At 61.6% G+C, this 17408-nt stretch carries 13 protein-coding genes; 2 read left to right on the top strand and 11 right to left on the bottom strand.

Features of this window, described 5'->3' with window-relative positions; translation table 11 throughout:
- Positions 1 to 13: 13 nt before the first annotated feature.
- Entirely contained in the window at positions 14 to 433 is a 420-nt protein-coding gene (locus HBO10_RS10635) for a hypothetical protein (protein WP_003187927.1), read from the top strand.
- A 101-nt stretch (positions 434 to 534) separates the two neighbouring features.
- On the opposite strand, the gene HBO10_RS10630 is transcribed toward HBO10_RS10635, so the two are convergent.
- Positions 535 to 1428 carry a LysR family transcriptional regulator gene (locus tag HBO10_RS10630; protein ID WP_034125583.1) on the bottom strand — a complete coding sequence of 298 codons (894 nt, stop codon included), beginning with the start codon at positions 1426 to 1428 and terminating at the stop codon, positions 535 to 537.
- A gap of 124 nt (positions 1429 to 1552) precedes the next feature.
- Between HBO10_RS10630 and HBO10_RS10625 the strand changes: the two genes are divergently transcribed.
- Positions 1553 to 2827, top strand: a complete 1275-nt coding sequence (locus tag HBO10_RS10625; RefSeq protein ID WP_034125582.1) for an MFS transporter — start codon at positions 1553 to 1555, stop codon at positions 2825 to 2827.
- 115 nt (positions 2828 to 2942) lie between these two features.
- On the opposite strand, the gene hemE is transcribed toward HBO10_RS10625, so the two are convergent.
- The 10 genes from hemE to pilM form a co-directional block, all read right to left on the bottom strand.
- Complete coding sequence (gene hemE / locus HBO10_RS10620; protein WP_034125581.1) at positions 2943 to 4010, bottom strand: uroporphyrinogen decarboxylase; 1068 nt, start codon at positions 4008 to 4010, stop codon at positions 2943 to 2945.
- A gap of 196 nt (positions 4011 to 4206) precedes the next feature.
- The gene (locus HBO10_RS10615) at positions 4207 to 5625 is read right to left on the bottom strand and encodes an FAD-dependent oxidoreductase (protein WP_034125580.1); all 1419 of its coding nucleotides are present in this window, start codon (positions 5623 to 5625) and stop codon (positions 4207 to 4209) included.
- Positions 5626 to 5657: 32 nt separating this feature from the next.
- Positions 5658 to 10103 (bottom strand): glutamate synthase large subunit, encoded by a 4446-nt coding sequence (gene gltB, locus HBO10_RS10610; protein ID WP_034125579.1) that lies wholly within the window; start codon positions 10101 to 10103, stop codon positions 5658 to 5660.
- 351 nt (positions 10104 to 10454) lie between these two features.
- A complete protein-coding gene (locus tag HBO10_RS10605; RefSeq protein ID WP_034125578.1) occupies positions 10455 to 12032 on the bottom strand; it encodes an AAA family ATPase in 1578 nt (525 codons plus the stop codon).
- Positions 12033 to 12041: 9 nt separating this feature from the next.
- A complete protein-coding gene (gene aroB, locus HBO10_RS10600; protein ID WP_034125577.1) occupies positions 12042 to 13142 on the bottom strand; it encodes a 3-dehydroquinate synthase in 1101 nt (366 codons plus the stop codon).
- Between the two features lie 126 nt (positions 13143 to 13268).
- Positions 13269 to 13787, bottom strand: a complete 519-nt coding sequence (gene aroK / locus HBO10_RS10595; protein ID WP_003187914.1) for a shikimate kinase AroK — start codon at positions 13785 to 13787, stop codon at positions 13269 to 13271.
- A 4-nt stretch (positions 13788 to 13791) separates the two neighbouring features.
- Entirely contained in the window at positions 13792 to 15117 is a 1326-nt protein-coding gene (locus HBO10_RS10590; protein WP_034125576.1) for a type IV pilus secretin PilQ family protein, read from the bottom strand.
- A gap of 69 nt (positions 15118 to 15186) precedes the next feature.
- Complete coding sequence (locus tag HBO10_RS10585) at positions 15187 to 16158, bottom strand: pilus assembly protein PilP (RefSeq protein ID WP_034125575.1); 972 nt, start codon at positions 16156 to 16158, stop codon at positions 15187 to 15189.
- Positions 16155 to 16706: a PilN domain-containing protein gene (locus tag HBO10_RS10580; protein WP_034125574.1), complete on the bottom strand. Its 552-nt coding sequence runs from the start codon at positions 16704 to 16706 to the stop codon at positions 16155 to 16157. Before HBO10_RS10580 ends, HBO10_RS10585 begins: the two co-directional genes overlap by 4 nt.
- Positions 16703 to 17359 carry a type IV pilus assembly protein PilM gene (gene pilM, locus HBO10_RS10575; protein ID WP_034125864.1) on the bottom strand — a complete coding sequence of 219 codons (657 nt, stop codon included), beginning with the start codon at positions 17357 to 17359 and terminating at the stop codon, positions 16703 to 16705. The genes HBO10_RS10580 and pilM overlap by 4 nt, the downstream gene beginning before the upstream one ends.
- Positions 17360 to 17408: the final 49 nt, after the last annotated feature.

The raw sequence follows: 17408 nt of genomic DNA, 5'->3' as shown, positions 1-17408 counted from the left end.
TGGAGAAAACGGAATGTCTTCCCTGCTACGCGCTACCCTGATCACGCTGGCCCTGCTGACCACGGCTGGCTGCACCAGCAAACCGGTGCTCAACACCCAGCACGAGTTGCCGGCCACGAGCCAGGTCAGCGAAGAAAAAATGAAACAGGTGATCGTCGCCGCCCTGCAAAAACGCGAGTGGACGGTACAACGCCTGAGCCCGCAACTGGTGCAGGCCGAGATCACCGTGCGCGGCCAGTTCTACGCCGCAATCGACATCCGCTACACCCGCAACAGCTACGCCATCACCTACCGCGACAGCCGCGACCTGGGCTACAAGGACGGTAAGATCCATCGCAACTACAACCGTTGGGTGAGCATGCTGGATCGGGATATTCTGGCGGGGTTGCGTACTTACAGCGTGAATGAAGCAAATACTTCGCCCCAAAACTGACCCCCTTGTGGCGAGGGAGCTTGCTCCCGCTGGACTGCGCAGCAGGCCCATTTTTTAGGGCCGCTACGCGACCCAGCGGGAGCAAGCTCCCTCGCCACAGGTTATTGAGCGGCCTTACGCGTCAACAACTCCACAAACCCTTTCGCCATTGGCGTTTGCGCGCCCTTGCGCTGCACCAGCCACACCGCCGTCACTGCCTGCGGGTCGAGCAAGGTGCGATAGACCACGCCATCAATGCGGATGCGCTGGTAAGACGCCGGCAGCACCGACACCCCCAACCCCGCCGCCACAAGGCCGATGATGGTCATTGCTTCCCCTGCTTCCTGAGCAAAGTGCGGGCTGAACCCGGCGTCGCGAGCGAGGTTGAGCAACTGCGCGTACAAGCCGCTGCCGTAACTGCGCGGGAAGAACACGAAAGGCTCCTCGGCCAATTGCTCCAGATGCAAGCCGCGCTCACTGCCTTGCGCCAACGGGTGGCCGGCGCTCAATACCGCGACCAAGGGTTCGCGCATCAACTCGATCACGTTCAGTGAGTCGGGCAAGGGCAAAGGCCGCATCAACCCAACCTGAATCGACTCGTCCACCAGCGACTCGGCTACTTGGGTGCTGCTCATTTCTTGCAGGTTCAGATGCACCGCCGGGAATGCTTGGCGGAAGGCAAAGATCGCCTGGGGAATGCTGGCGTTGAACGGCGCAGACGAGGTGAAGCCGATCTTCAATTCACCCAGTTCCCCCAACTGCGCACGCCGCGCCACATCTGCCGCCTTGTCGACCTGGGCCAGCACCAACCGTGCCTCTTGCAAGAACAAGCGCCCGGCCTCGCTCAGCTCGACCCGACGATTGGTACGCTCGAACAAGCGGGCGCCCAGCTCGTGTTCCAGCGCCTGGATCTGCTGGCTCAGGGGCGGCTGCGAGATGCCCAGCACCTGCGCGGCGCGGCCGAAGTGCAGTTCTTCGGCAACGGCGATGAAGTAGCGCAAATGGCGAAATTCCATGCAAGCCTCATTAGGTCGTAAAAGCTATCAAACAGGTCGAACAATATATTGGAAAGAATCATTAGCCAGCTATATGCTTTTTCGTATTGTCAGTCCTGGCAGACTTTCCTCCCCGAGGTCCCTCGTGAATCCTGCTGTTGCTCCACTTGCCCAACACACCCCGCCCTCAGCCCTTGATGACGTGGTGGCGCAGCTCAACGACGCGTACATCGAAAAAGGCACGCCGATGTTCATGCGCACCGTGCTGGCGCTGTTCTCCGGCGGCTTCGCCACCTTTGCGCTGTTGTATTGCGTGCAGCCGATGATGCCGGCGCTGTCCCACGAGTTTTCCATCAATGCGGCGCAAAGCAGCCTGATTTTGTCCGTCGCGACCGCCATGCTCGCCTGCGGCCTGCTGATCACCGGGCCGATATCCGACAGGCTGGGGCGCAAGCCGGTGATGGTCGCTGCGTTGTTCTGTGCGGCGCTGGCCACCATCGCCAGCGGCTTGATGCCGAGCTGGGAGGGCATCCTGTTGATGCGTGCACTGGTGGGCTTGTCCTTGAGCGGCCTGGCCGCCGTGGCCATGACCTACCTCAGCGAAGAGATCCACCCGCAGCACATCGGCCTGGCCATGGGCCTGTACATCGGCGGCAACGCGATTGGGGGCATGAGCGGGCGCCTGATCATCGGCGTGTTGATCGACTTCGTCAGCTGGCACACCGCAATGCTGATCATCGGCGCCCTGGCGTTGATCGCTGCCACGGTGTTCTGGAAGATCCTCCCCGAATCGCGCAACTTCCGCGCCAGCAGCCTCAAGCCACGCAGCCTGGTGGACGGCTTTGTCATGCACTTCAAGGACGCCGGCCTGCCGTGGCTGTTTCTCGAAGCCTTCCTGCTGATGGGCGCGTTCGTGACGATGTTCAACTACATCGGCTATCGCCTGCTGGCCCCCCCCTACGATCTGAGCCAGGCGGTGGTCGGTTTGCTGTCAGTGGTGTACCTCTCGGGCATCTACAGCTCGGCCAAGATCGGCTCACTGGCCGACCGCCTCGGCCGCCGCCGCGTGCTATGGGGCACCATCGTGCTGATGCTCGCCGGCATGGCCCTGACGCTGTTCACCCCGCTGTGGTTGGTGGTGCCAGGCATGCTGGTGTTCACCTTCGGCTTCTTCGGCGCCCACTCGGTCGCCAGCAGCTGGATCGGCCGCCGCGCAGTGAAAGCCAAGGGGCAGGCGTCGTCGCTGTACCTGTTCTGCTATTACGTGGGGTCGAGCATTGCCGGGACTGCGGGTGGATTTTTCTGGCACTTTGCCGGGTGGAACGGGATTGGCGGGTTTATCGTCGCGCTGCTGATTGGCGCGTTGCTGGTGGCGTTGAAGCTGGCGAAGTTGCCGCCACTGGGCCATGTGAAAGCCTGAGGCGACTGGCTTTATGTGGGAGCTGGCTTGCCTGCGATAGCGGTGTTGAATTCGCCGCCGCCATCGCAGCGATGCGGCGACCCGACAAGCCAGCTCCCACATTTTGTTTTGCGTTTTACTCGTGGTATTGCGCCGATAGTTCGTGCACTGCGCGCAAGAACGCACCCGCGTGCTCCGGGTTCACTTCCGGTGTGATGCCGTGGCCAAGGTTGAACACGTGGCCACTGCCCTTGCCATAGCTGGCCAGGATGCGTCCGACTTCGGCGCGGATCGCTTCTGGCTTGGCGTACAGCACGGTCGGGTCCATGTTGCCTTGCAGGGCAACCTGGTTGCCGACGCGACGGCGCGCTTCGCCGAGGTCGCAGGTCCAGTCCAGGCCCAATGCATCGGCGCCCGCGTCAGCGATGCTTTCCAGCCACAGGCCGCCGCCTTTGGTGAACATGATCACCGGAACCTTGCGGCCTTCGTGTTCACGGATCAGGCCGCTGACGATCTTGCGCATGTAGGCCAGGGAGAACTCCTGGTACGCCGCCGACGACAGGTTGCCACCCCAGGTGTCGAAAATCTGTACCGCTTGGGCGCCTGCCATGATCTGGCCGTTGAGGTAGGACGTGACCGACTGCGCCAGCTTGTCCAGCAACAGGTGCATGGCTTGCGGGTTGTCGTAGAGCATGGCCTTGGTCTTGCGGAAGTCTTTCGACGAGCCGCCTTCAACCATGTAGGTGGCCAGGGTCCAGGGGCTGCCGGAGAAACCGATCAGCGGCACGCGGCCGTTGAGCTCGCGGCGGATGGTGCTCACAGCATCCATCACGTAGCCCAGGTCTTTGTGTGGGTCAGGGATCGGCAGGGCTTCGATATCGGCCAGGGTGCTGACGACTTTCTTGAAGCGCGGGCCTTCGCCGGTTTCGAAGTACAGGCCTTGGCCCATGGCATCCGGGATGGTGAGGATATCGGAGAAGAGGATGGCCGCATCCAGTTGTGGGTAGCGGTCCAGCGGCTGCATCGTGACTTCGCAGGCGAACTCCGGGTTCATGCACAGGCTCATGAAATCACCGGCGTTGGCGCGACTGGCGCGGTATTCCGGCAGATAGCGACCGGCTTGACGCATCATCCACACCGGGGTGACGTCTACGGGTTGCTTGAGCAGGGCACGAAGGAAACGGTCGTTCTTGAGGGCAGTCATGTCGGCATCCGCAAAAAAAGTGCGGGCATTTTCTCAGAGCGCGACGCAAAAGGCACGGAATGCACCGTGCCTTTTGTCTATCGGGTCAATTTGTCGCGGCAATGCCGCCGCAGGATCGCTCCCACGCTCCGCGTCATGCTGTTCGGGACGCGGAGCGTCCCTGGCGGCATTCCCACGCAGAGCGTGGGAACGATCATCAGACTTGCAGGTAGTCCAGGATGCCTTCGGCGGCGTTACGGCCTTCGAAGATCGCGGTGACCACCAGGTCCGACCCGCGCACCATGTCGCCACCGGCGAAGATCTTCGGGTTGCTGGTCTGGTGCTTGTACTGGCCTTGTTCCGGGGCCACGACGCGGCCCTGGCTGTCGGTCTGGATTTCGAACTGCTCGAACCACGACGCCGGGCTTGGGCGGAAACCGAAGGCGATGACCACGGCGTCGGCCGGGATGATCTCTTCGGAACCCGGAATCGGCTCGGGGCTGCGACGGCCACGGGCGTCCGGTTCGCCGAGACGGGTCTCGACCACCTTCACACCCTCGACGCGGTCTTCACCGACGATGGCAATCGGCTGGCGGTTGTAGAGAAATCTCACGCCTTCTTCCTTGGCGTTCTTCACCTCTTTGCGCGAGCCGGGCATGTTGGCTTCGTCACGGCGATAAGCGCAGGTCACCGACTTGGCGCCCTGGCGGATCGAGGTGCGGTTGCAATCCATCGCGGTGTCGCCACCGCCCAGCACCACGACCTTCTTGCCCTTCATGTCGACGAAATCTTCCGGCGACTTTTCAAAGCCCAGGTTGCGGTTGACGTTGGCGATCAGGAAGTCGAGCGCGTCATACACGCCGGGCAAGTCCTCACCGGCAAAGCCGCCCTTCATGTAGGTGTAGGTGCCCATGCCCATGAACACCGCATCGTATTCGGCGAGCAGTTGCTCCATGGTGATGTCTTTGCCGATTTCGGTATTGAGGCGGAACTCGATACCCATGCCGGTGAACACTTCACGACGGTGGCTGAGTACGGTTTTTTCCAGCTTGAATTCAGGGATACCGAAGGTCAGCAGGCCACCGATTTCCGGGTTCTTGTCGAACACCACCGGAGTCACGCCGCCACGCACCAGCACGTCGGCACACCCCAGGCCAGCAGGGCCCGCGCCGATGATCGCGACGCGCTTGCCGGTCGGCTTGACCTTGGACATGTCCGGGCGCCAGCCCATGGCGAACGCCGTATCGGTGATGTACTTCTCCACCGAACCGATGGTCACCGCGCCAAAGCCGTCGTTGAGGGTGCAGGCACCTTCACACAGACGGTCTTGCGGGCACACCCGGCCGCAGACTTCCGGCAGGGTGTTGGTCTGGTGCGACAGCTCGGCGGCGGCGAGGATGTTGCCCTCGGCCACCAGTTTGAGCCAGTTGGGAATGAAGTTGTGCACCGGGCACTTCCATTCGCAATACGGGTTACCGCACCCCAGGCAGCGGTGGGCCTGGTCGGCCGAGTGCTGGGGTTTGAAGGGTTCGTAGATTTCCACGAACTCTTTCTTGCGTTGACGCAACAGTTTCTTCTTCGGATCTTTGCGCCCGACATCGATGAACTGGAAGTCGTTATTCAGACGTTCAGCCATGTTAAAACCTCATCAAACTGTTCAGGCGCATATCACTGCGGGTTGGCACGGATGCTGGAAAGCAACGACTTCAGGTTGGCAGCCTTGGGCTTGACCAGCCAGAAACGACGCAGGTAATCATCGAGGTTTTCGGCGAGGTTACGACCCCATTCGCTGCTGGTTTCCTCGACGTACTCGTCCAGCACGTGCTGCAAGTGGTTCCGGTAGGACTCCATGGCTTCGCCGCTGATGCGCTGGATCTCGACCAACTCGTGGTTGACCTTGTCGACGAAGGTGTTGTCCTGGTCGAGCACGTAGGCGAAACCGCCGGTCATGCCCGAACCGAAGTTGTAACCGGTCTTGCCCAGTACCGCGACAAAGCCTCCGGTCATGTACTCGCAGCAGTGATCGCCAGTGCCTTCCACCACGGTGTGGGCACCGGAGTTACGCACGGCGAAACGCTCACCGGCAGTACCTGCGGCAAACAGCTTGCCACCGGTGGCGCCGTACAGGCAGGTGTTGCCGATGATGGCACTGTCCTGGGTCTTGTACACGCTGCCAGCCGGCGGAACGATGACCAGTTTGCCGCCAGTCATGCCCTTGCCCACGTAGTCGTTGGCGTCGCCTTCCAGGTACATGTGCAGGCCGCCGGCGTTCCACACGCCGAAGCTCTGGCCCGCAGTGCCCTTGAAGCGGAAGGTGATCGGCGCTTTCGCCATGCCCTGGTTGCCGTGCTTGCGTGCGATTTCGCCGGAGATGCGTGCGCCGATGGAACGGTCGCAGTTGCAAATATCCAGGGCGAATTCGCCACCGCTGGCGTCGTTGATCGAGGAGCCGGCCATTTCGACCATTTTCTCGGCCAGCAGGCCTTTGTCGAACGGTGGGTTGCGGTCCACCTGGCAGAATTGTGGCTTGTCTGCCGGGATGTGATCGCTGCCCAACAGCGGCGTGAGGTCCAGATGTTGTTGCTTGGCGGTCTGGCCTTCGAGGATGTCCAACAGGTCGGTGCGACCGATCAGCTCTTCCAGCGAACGCACGCCCAATTTGGCCAGCCACTCACGGGTTTCTTCGGCGACGTAGGTGAAGAAATTCACCACCATGTCGACGGTGCCGATGTAGTGATCCTTGCGCAGTTTTTCGTTCTGAGTCGCCACGCCGGTGGCGCAGTTGTTCAGGTGGCAGATGCGCAGGTATTTGCAGCCCAGGGCGATCATGGGCGCAGTGCCGAAGCCGAAACTTTCGGCGCCGAGGATCGCGGCCTTGATCACATCGAGGCCGGTTTTCAGGCCGCCGTCGGTCTGTACTCGCACCTTGCCGCGCAGGTCGTTGCCGCGCAGGGTCTGGTGGGTTTCGGCCAGGCCGAGTTCCCACGGTGCACCGGCGTACTTGATCGAGGTCAGCGGCGAAGCGCCGGTGCCGCCGTCGTAGCCGGAGATGGTGATCAGGTCGGCATAGGCCTTGGCCACACCGGCTGCGATGGTGCCGACGCCGGCTTCTGCCACCAGTTTCACCGAGACCAGGGCCTGGGGGTTGACTTGTTTGAGGTCGAAGATCAACTGCGACAAGTCTTCAATCGAGTAGATGTCGTGGTGCGGCGGTGGCGAAATCAAGGTCACGCCCGGTACGGCGTAACGCAGCTTGGCGATCAGACCGTTGACCTTACCGCCTGGCAATTGACCACCCTCACCCGGCTTGGCGCCTTGGGCCACCTTGATCTGCAGCACCTCGGCATTCACCAGGTACTCCGGGGTCACCCCGAAACGGCCGGTGGCCACCTGCTTGATCTTCGAGCTTTTGAGCGTGCCGTAGCGCGCCGGGTCTTCACCGCCTTCGCCGGAGTTGGAACGCGCACCTAGGCGGTTCATGGCTTCGGCCAGGGCTTCGTGAGCCTCGGGCGACAAGGCGCCCAGGGAAATACCGGCGGAGTCGAAGCGCTTGAGGATCGATTCCAGCGGCTCGACTTCGGCGATGTCCATCGGCGTGTCCAGGGTCTTCACCTTGAACAGGTCGCGGATCATCGACACCGGGCGGTTATCCACCAGGCTCGTGTATTCCTTGAACTTGGCGTAGTCGCCCTGCTGCACAGCGGCTTGCAGGGTGTTGACCACGTCCGGGTTGTAGGCATGGTATTCGCCACCGTGCACGAACTTGAGCAGGCCACCTTGCTGGATCGGCTTACGCGCGCTCCAGGCTTCGGCGGCCAGGGCTTTCTGCTCGGCTTCGATGTCGACGAAACGCGCACCCTTGATGCGGCTCGGTACGCCACGGAAACTCAGCTCGCAGACTTCTTCGGACAGACCGATGGCTTCGAACAACTGCGCGCCACGGTAGGAGGTGACGGTGGAGATACCCATCTTCGACAGGATCTTCAGCAGGCCCTTGGTGATGCCCTTGCGGTAGTTCTTGAACACCTCATAGAGGTCGCCCAGCACTTCACCGGTACGGATCAGGTCACCCAGCACTTCGTACGCGAGGAACGGGTACACCGCCGAAGCGCCGAAACCGATCAGCACCGCAAAGTGATGCGGGTCGCGGGCAGTGGCGGTTTCCACGAGGATGTTGGAGTCGCAGCGCAGGCCTTTTTCGGTCAGGCGGTGGTGCACCGCACCGGTCGCCAGGGACGCGTGGATCGGCAACTTGCCAGGCGCGATATGGCGGTCGGTCAGTACGATCTGGGTACGACCGGCACGCACGGCTTCTTCAGCCTGGTCAGCAACGTTACGCACTGCGGCTTCAAGGCCCAGGCTCTCGTCGTAGTTCAGGTCGATGATCTGACGATCGAAGCCCGGACGCTCAAGGGTCATCAGCGAGCGCCATTTGGCCGGGGAAATGACCGGCGAGCTGAGGATCACACGGGAGGCATGCTCAGGCGATTCCTGGAAGATGTTGCGCTCGGCGCCGAGGCACACTTCCAGGGACATCACGATGGCTTCACGCAGCGGGTCGATCGGCGGGTTGGTCACCTGGGCGAACTGCTGGCGGAAGTAGTCGTACGGCGTGCGTACGCGCTGGGACAGCACGGCCATTGGCGTGTCATCGCCCATGGAGCCGACGGCCTCGTAGCCTTGCTCACCGAGCGGACGCAGCACCTGGTCGCGCTCTTCGAACGTGACCTGGTACATCTTCATGTACTGCTTGAGCTGGTCCACGTCATAGAAAGCCGAACCGTGGTCGTTGTCTTCCATGGTCGCCTGGATGCGCAGGGCGTTCTTGCGCAGCCATTGCTTGTACGGGTGACGGGACTTCAAGCGGTTGTCGATGGCGTCGGTATCGAGGATCTGCCCGGTCTCGGTGTCCACGGCCAGGATCTGGCCAGGGCCCACACGGCCTTTGGCGATCACGTCTTCAGGCTTGTAGTCCCACACGCCGATTTCCGAGGCGAGGGTGATGAAACCGTTGGTGGTGGTCACCCAACGCGCCGGGCGCAGGCCGTTACGGTCGAGCAGGCACACCGCATAGCGGCCGTCGGTCATGACCACGCCGGCCGGGCCGTCCCACGGTTCCATGTGCATCGAGTTGTACTCGTAGAACGCACGCAGGTCCGGGTCCATCGTCTCGACGTTCTGCCACGCTGGCGGAATGATCATGCGCACGCCACGGAACAGGTCGATGCCGCCGGTGACCATCAGTTCGAGCATGTTGTCCATGCTGGAGGAGTCGGAACCCACGCGATTGACTAGCGGGCCGAGCTCTTCGAGGTCCATCAAATCGTTGGCGAACTTGGTGCGACGGGCCTGGGCCCAGTTGCGGTTGCCAGTGATGGTATTGATCTCGCCGTTGTGGGCGAGGAAGCGGAATGGCTGGGCCAGCGGCCATTTCGGCAGGGTATTGGTGGAAAAGCGCTGGTGGAACACGCAGATTGCGGTTTGCAGGCGCTCATCGCTCAGGTCTGGATAGAAGGCGGTGAGGTCCGCCGGCATCATCAGGCCTTTATAAATGATGGTCTTGTGGGAAAAGCTGCAGATGTAATGGTCGGTGTCGGCGGCGTTGAGCACCGACGAACGACGACGGGACGTGAACAGCTTGATCGCCATGTCCTGGTCGCTCAGGCCATCGCCGGCGATGAACACTTGTTCGATCTGCGGCAGGCGCTCCAGGGCCAGGCGGCCGAGTACGCTGGTGTCGATGGGCACTTTGCGCCATCCGACAATTTGCAGGCCGGCGGCGGCGATCTCGCGGTTCATGTTCTCGCGAGCGGCTTCGGCTTTTACCGGGTCCTGGTTGAAAAACACCATGCCCACGGCGTACTGCTTGGGCAGTTCGACCGCGAATTGCTCTTTGGCGACAGCGCGCAGGAACTGGTCGGGCTTTTGAATCAGCAAGCCACAGCCGTCACCGGTCTTGCCGTCGGCGTTGATCCCACCGCGGTGGGTCATGCAGGTCAGGGCCTCGATGGCCGTTTGCAAAAGGGTATGACTGGGTTCGCCCTGCATGTGGGCTATCAGGCCGAAACCGCAGTTATCCTTGAATTCATCGGGTTGGTACAGACCTGCTTTCATAGACACTTTCTCACCAGGCTGCCTCTTTTACCGAGGCAAATTTCTTTTCAATTCAACCGGTTACCTTCCACGCCGAACGTACGCCGGCTTAGCGGGGGCAAAAGGGAGGTCATTGTACACACCGACACAGACGCTCACAAATTTAGCGACGAAATGTCGCAAATCTATGTCGCATTTATGAAAGGTTTAAAGCGATATGCTGTGCTAGTCAAAACTTTTTTAATTCTGACCGCTACGACTCAAAAGCCACTGTGACGCAGACACCACAAAGCGCGCGGTCTCGGGAGACTGCACGCACTTGCGGATTTTTTGAGGTGCCGGGAGGGCGGCCTGGGTAAGGCCGCCGGATCTTCAGCGAGTTGCTGCCAGTTCTTGTTGAACGCTGGCAACAGTGCGAGGCCAAGGTTTACCAGCCTGAACCTTCGCTGGCAAGGCCTTGATGGCAGAATCGGCTGCGGCGCGGCTTGGGAAGCTGCCGTAGGTGATCACGTAGAGAGGCTTGCCGTTGAGCACTTTCTTGAAATAACGATACTGGCCGCCCTGCTCTTTGACGAACGCCTGGGCATTGGCTTCGGAACTGGTGCCGAGGATTTGCACCACAAAGTTACCGGTAGGCTGGCTGCTGTACCAGCTGCTGCCAGCAGCGCCGGCCTTGGCAACGGTGGCGGCTGGTTTTTCCGCTGGCTTGGCGGCCGGGGCTGGTTTGGCGGCTGGCGCTGGTGCGACAGGCTTGGTCACCGGAGCAGGCTTGGCGGTAGCAACGGTGGGCGCCGGCGTCGGAGTCGGCTTGGCGACCGGAGCAACCTGCGTCGCTGGCACACCGGCCGGTACGCCTGCAGGTGGTGCGGTGGTGGTCACGGTCGGCGGCGTGGCGCTGGAGCCTTCCACCGGCACGCCGTCGTCACCTTCGGAGATGCCACCGGCTTCTTCTGCCAGAGGGCCGCGCATCACAGGTTGGCCGACCATCGGCAGGTTGGTCGGTTGGCCGGAGTTGGCAAATTCGACGTTTGGCGTGGGCTTGCCCAGTGGCAACTGCGCCTGTTCGGTTGGCGCGCCAGTGGTTGTCGGTGCTTTGTTGCGGCCCGGGATCAACCAGGCGGCGGCAACAGCGACCACGACAACGGCGGAAATAGCCAATACGTGCTTCTTAGGCATAGTGAACCCCATCTTTGGACGCTTGACCGCAGAGCGGCTGGCAATCATGGCTTCGATCATGGCATCGCGGGCAACCTGGTTGATGTTTCCAGGCCAGCCATCGGAGCTTTCGTGAATATCAGAGATCTGCGCAGCGGTGAAAAGTTCGATACCCGCCCCTGCGCCTTCAAGACGTTGTGCAAGGTATTCGCGGGTTTCTTCCTCTTCGTACGGCTGCAACTCGATGACGTGAAACAGCTCCTGCTCACCGCTGATCTGCTCCAGATCGGCGATCAACGACGACTCACCGAACAGGAACACATGCGGGCGACCTTCCGGCGTACCCGCTGCCAGGGCCAGCAAGGCTTCCAGGGCCGATTCGTCGAGCTGCTCGGCATCGTCTACCAGCAGGTAGACTTCCTGGCCGGTCAGGCCCAATTGCACCACCTGCTTGAGAATCGCGTTCGGCTCGGCGTTGGAGACGTTCAACGCTTGCGCCACCTCGCGCAGTACGCCAGCCGCATCACCGGCACTGCGGGCAGACACCACCACGCTCTGCACCGATTGTTTGTTGGTGCTGGCCACCAGCGCCTGGCGCAGCAAGGTCTTGCCGCTGCCCAGAGGGCCGGTCACCACCAGCAGCAACTGGCTGTAGCGCGCAAGGTGATGCAACTGCCCAAGTACCGGCTTGCGCTGGGCGGGGAAGAACTTGAAACCCGGCACCCGTGGTGCGAAGGGGTCGTGGCTCAAGTGATAATGGCCGAGGAACGCCTCGTCGGCATGCAAACTAGTCATCGGGTCTTATTAACCTTTGAGCTGGGCCAGGGCGCGGTAATCCGCTCCCAGCGTGGCCTGTAGAATCTCTTTTGGATAATCGTCGGTCACCACGGCTTCGCCGATGTGGCGCAGCAGTACCAGTCGAAGTCGACCGTCGATCACTTTCTTGTCTATCGCCATATGTTCAAGGAAATCCGCCTCGGTCATCTCCGTGGGCGGAACGACCGGCAAACCGGCACGCTGGAACAGGCGGATACCGCGATCACGCTCTTGGGCGCTGATCCAGCCCAGGCGCTGCGACATGTCCAATGCCATCACGGTGCCAGCCGCTACGGCTTCCCCATGCAACCACACACCATAGCCCATGTGCGTTTCGATCGCATGGCCGAAGGTGTGGCCCAGGTTCAGCGTGGCCCGCACGCCGGACTCACGCTCGTCGGCGTTGACCACCAGCGCCTTGGCCGCGCAGGAGCGGGAAATCGCTTCGGTCAGGGCTACCTGATCGAGGGCGCGCAAGGCGTCCATGTGTTCTTCCAGCCAGGTCAGGAACGGCTCATCGCAGATCAGCCCGTACTTGATGACTTCCGCCAGGCCCGCCGACAGCTCGCGCGGCGGCAAGGTGTTGAGGGTAGCGGTGTCGATCAGCACAGCCTGAGGCTGGTAGAACGCGCCGACCATGTTCTTGCCCAGCGGGTGGTTGATACCGGTCTTGCCGCCCACCGACGAATCGACCTGGGACAGCAAGGTGGTCGGCACCTGGATAAAATCCACGCCGCGCTGGTAGCAGGCCGCGGCAAACCCGGCCATGTCGCCAATCACACCGCCGCCCAGGGCGACCACAGTGGTTCGACGGTCATGGCGCGCAGTCAGCAGGCCATCAAAGATCAGTTGCAGGGTTTCCCAGTTTTTGTGGGCTTCGCCGTCAGGCAACACCACGGAGATCACCGAGTACGCCGCCAGGCTGCGGCTCAGACGCTCAAGGTACAGCGGCGCGACCGTTTCGTTGGAGATGATTGCCACCTGTCGGCCGGCAATATGCGGCGCAAGCAGTTCGGGCTGGTCCAACAGACCTGCGCCAATGTGGATCGGGTAGCTGCGCTCGCCTAGATCGACCTTAAGTGTCTGCATGTGTCCCCGCGTTGAAGATGTATTGACGACCGGCACTGTCGACATCTCGACACCGCCTGGTGGCTCTACGCCATACCTTATAAGGTCATGGCGCGCCGCCGAGAATAGCGCATTTCGGGCCAGGCTTTAACGGGGTGGCAACCGTTGCAGGCGCTCAAGGATGTCAAGTACGACCATCCGAGGTGGCCGCTCATCGGTTTCCACCACCAGATCGGCGATTTCCCGATACAGCGGATCGCGCAGCGCCAGCAGGTCCCGCAGGGTTTTCGCCGGGTCGGCGGTGCGCAGCAACGGGCGATTGCGATCACGGGCGGTACGGCCCACCTGCTGTTCGACCGACGCGTGCAAATACACCACCCGACCACCGGCATGCAGCGCCCGACGGTTTTCATCGCGCATGACGGCGCCACCGCCGGTCGCCAATACCACGCCATCGCAGCCGCACAGCTCGGCAATCATCGCCTGCTCGCGGTCACGAAAGCCCAGCTCGCCTTCTTTATCGAAGATCCATGGGATATTGGCACCCGTGCGCAATTCAATTTCCTTGTCGGAATCTTTGAACGGCAGGCGCAGCTCTTTGGCCAGCAAACGGCCGATGGTGCTTTTTCCAGCCCCCATCGGCCCTACAAGAATCAAATTTCGCACAGAATCAACGACTCACAGCAATCGCCTGGTTATTCATGATACGCGGAGTCAGGAATACCAGCAGCTCGGATTTTTTCTCCGCCAGCACATCGCGCCGGAAAAGGCGGCCAAGATACGGCACATCGCCCAAAAATGGCACTTTATCTACCACTTTGCTTTGGGTGTTGGAGAAAACCCCGCCAATGACGATGGTCTCGCCATCCCTGACCAGAACCTTGGCGTTGACCTCGTTTTTCTTGATCGGCGGCACGTCATTGAGTCGGTTCAGGTAGTCGGGCTCATCCTTGGTGACCTTGACCGCCATGATCACATGGTCGTCGGGAGTGATTTGCGGCGTGACTTCAAGCGACAGCGAGGCCTCTTTGAACGACACCGAGGTGGCACCCTGGGAGGTGGATTCCTGATAAGGAATCTCGGTGCCTTTGAGGATGCGTGCAGTCTCTTTGTCGGAGGTGACGACCTTGGGCTGCGAGACGATCTCACCGTTGCCGGTTTTTTCCATGGCGGTCAGCTCAAGGTCCAGCAACAGGTTGTCGGTGATATAGGCGATCCCCAGGCCCGAGGTTCCGGCCAGCGACCCCAAGTCGACAAAGGGTGAACTGGGTGGGTTTTGCGGCGGCTCGGCACCCTCCGCCAGCGGCTTGCCAATACCGCCAACGCCGCTGTTGCCGCGGGTGAGCCGCCCACCCCAGCGCACACCCAGGCTTTTGTCGTAGTCGACATTGGCCTCCACAATCCGCGCCTCGATCATGACCTGGCGTACCGGGATATCCAGTTGCGCCACGATGCGCCGCAGCTCTTCGAGCCGCTCGCCAGTCTGGTAGGCGATGATGTTGTTGGTGCGGTCATCCACCGCCACCGAACCGCGCTCATCGGTGGCGCCCTCAAAGCCGGTCACCGACTGGAACAGCTTGGCCAGGTCGGCGGCCTTGGCGTAATTGACCTGCAGCAGCTCCCGACGCAAGGGCGCCAGCTCGGCCATCTGCTTGCGCGACTCCAGCATCAACAGCTCGCGAGCAGCCAATTCATCGGCGGGCGCCACCAGCAACACGCCCGCCTTGACTCGCTTGTCCAAGCCCTTGGTTTGCAGTACCAGGTCCAGAGCCTGGTCCCAGGGCACATCCTTGAGCCGCAGGGTGATCGAGCCCTGCACATCATCGCTGGTCACCAGGTTGAGCCCGGCGACATCGGCAATTTGCTGCAAGACCGCGCGCAGGTCGATGTCCTGGAAATTCAGGGTCAGCTTGGCGCCTGTATAGCTGACCGGCTGGGCACTGTCGGGCGGCGGCAGTTGGATAAGGTCCAGGCGATTGGGCACAGCAGCAGCCATCGGTGCCGTGAACGCTATCCATAGCGCCACACCGAAGGACGAGAAGGTCCTTTTCATTGTTTGATTCCGTTATGAGTTGACGTTCAGCACAAGGGTTCGCGGGCGTTCCAGCCAGGCGCCCTGTCCATCGGGAAACAGCTCCACCAGCTCGACAGCAGCGTCTTGAATGGCCGTGACCTGGCCATGGTCCGGCCCCAGGTAATCACCCACCGCCAGCCGATACACCCTGGCCCCAGCCCGCAACAAGGCAAAGGCCTGCGCACCACGGGACAACGTACCGACCATTTCGAACTGATCGAGGCGCATACCCTCCAACAGTCCCCGTGGCCGGGTGAAATCCGGGGCAAAGGCCGGGCGGCCCGGAACGTGCGGTGCCTGCAAGGCGGGCGGCGTGAACGGGTCGCGCAAGGACGAGGGTTCGTAGACAAATTGCGGCCCTGGGTCGAGCACCTGACGGGCCTTGCCGTTTTGCAGGGTGCTGCGATAGGTCTTGGCGAGCATGTTCAGACGCAACAAGGCACCCTGATGCCCGAGCGCAACATCCTGCACGGTAACGACCCGCGGCACCCCACCCAAGGCACTGACAAACTTCGCCAGGTCGTGGTAAACCCCGGACGCGCTTATCTGCATGGGTTGTTCGATATAAAGCTGCCGAGGCGCTTCATCCAGCACGGTGATGCCTTCGACCCACACCCCATGAACAGCCGCCAGCCGGGCGATGTCTTCCAGCACGGCAGGCACCTCGGACTCGCCGGGCAATTGCCCTAGAAGGCTGGCGAGATTGTCTTCCATGCTCCGGACTTGCCGGGTGCGCAGCTCAAGGCTCGCGGCCAGGCCGGTCTTTTCTGTGAGTTGCTGCTGCAGCGCCTGCTCCCGCGCCTCAAGCCCGTGCAATCGCTCCCGCTGCGGCCCCCCATGCGAAACCTCGCCTAGCACTAACACCATGCCGGCCAGCGCACAGCCAAGCAGCACCTTGCCCGGCAGGGACCATTTGGCAGCGTTGTAAGAGAACGTGGAAAAATCGAGCCTGGGCAGGCTCATGGTTGCGCCTCACTGGACTCTCCCTGGCGCACCATCAGCTGGAATTCACTTTCGCCGCGTGCACCTTCGGATTGCACGCGCTGCAGACGGGTCGAACTGGAGCCGTGGATTGGCTTGAGCTGCTGCATCAAACGGGCGATATCCTGGTTGCTTTCTGCCGTGCCGCGAATGCTGATGGTGTCGCCGTTCGCAACCACCTCATGCAGATGGACACCTTCAGGCACCGAGCGAGCCAATTGCTCGAACAATCGGGCACCGGAAGAGCGGGCATCGTGCAGGTCCTGAACCACCTTCATGCGTTCGGCCAGTTGCTGGCTTCGCGCCTGCAAGTCGTCGATGGTCCTGATCCGCGAGTCCTGGGTAGCGATGTGCTCTTCCAGGCGGCTGTTGCGGCTTACCTGCCGGTCTATCGCCTGGTCGATCACTTGATCAGCCAACCACAGTGCCGCGAGCGCCACGCAGGCAAACGCCAGCAATAGCACCAACAGGTATTTGCGCCTGCGCTCCGCGAGGGCCTGGCGCCAAGGCAAAAGATTGATTCGTGTCATCCAGCGAAACTCCTCAGGGCCAGCCCGCAAGCCACTCCCATCCCTTGGGCATCCAAGGCCCATTGTGCACCATCGACTCTATGACCCGGCGTGAAGCTGGCAAAATCCTGAAGGCAAGCGCGCTCCAATGCAAACCCTTCTACATCGACCACCCGCGGCACCAGCCCCGCCAAGGCCAAAACCGCCTCGCGCGCTTCGACCTGCTCACGCAGGCACGCCGCCAGCATCACCTCTACCCACTGCGGGCCTTGAGCCGATGGCCCTTGAACCTGAAAGTCGATGGCCACCTCGTCCAATGGATAGGGGATGAACTGGTCGGCTTCCATCTGGATCTTCCAGGCCATTTCCTCATCACTGAGGCCGGCGTCCATGTCAATCAGCCGGGTAATTACCGACGGGCCCGCAACCGCCACGGCGGCGTACCGGGCCGAGGTACCCAGGCGCGACAGTGCCTGTTGCAGCATACGGCCCACTCCCTCAAGGTCCAGCAAGGTGCCGTCCACCACCGCCTGGGGCGGCAGCATTTGCATAACGTAGCCCTGGACGCTGAAACCGCCTGATGAACGGCCCAGTTCGATCAGCTTGATGCCGCTGTCATTGATATCGACCCCCAACACCGTGTCGACTTTTCGCCTGAAAAATCCCTTTCCCATAAAACTCCCCAAAACTTTCCCTGTCATACCGGCTGTCATCTCGCCTGAT

It is taken from the genome of Pseudomonas sp. WS 5503 (genome assembly GCF_012985385.1).
In the GTDB taxonomy this organism is placed as follows: Bacteria; Pseudomonadota; Gammaproteobacteria; order Pseudomonadales; family Pseudomonadaceae; genus Aquipseudomonas; species Aquipseudomonas paracarnis.
The sequence above is the reverse complement of the archived record's forward strand: the minus strand, read 5'-3'. Positions and strand labels throughout refer to the sequence as shown.